This window comes from Methylobacterium sp. D54C, assembly GCF_053345595.1.
This window is the reverse complement of record NZ_JBKFAK010000265.1, coordinates 1-281: the sequence shown is the minus strand read 5'-3', so window position 1 is coordinate 281 and position 281 is coordinate 1. Positions and strand designations below refer to the sequence as shown.

Annotated in this window: 1 pseudogene; it reads right to left on the bottom strand. The window is 73.0% G+C overall.

Annotation, left to right across the window (positions count from 1 at the left end):
- Window positions 1-281, bottom strand: a pseudogene (locus ACLBYB_RS33455) (DNA ligase-associated DEXH box helicase); the annotation flags it as partial.

Below are 281 nucleotides of genomic sequence, written 5' to 3'. Positions count from 1 at the left end.
AAGGTGTCGCCGACCGTGAGCGTCTCGGCGAACTCGTCCTCGATCTCGCCGAGCACGCGGCCGGTCTTCGGCAGCACCGTGCCGGGCTTGCCGCGCAGGGTCCGGCCGGGGCGGACCTTCACCCGCGCCGCCTCCACGATGGTGCCGACATTCATCCTGTAGGCCTGGGCGGTGCGGGCGTCGCGCACCCGCCAGAGTCCGTCCGGCCCGCGCAGGATCTTGGCGAAGCGCTCGTACGCGCGCAGCGCGTACCCGCCGGTGGCGACGTAGTCGACCACCTG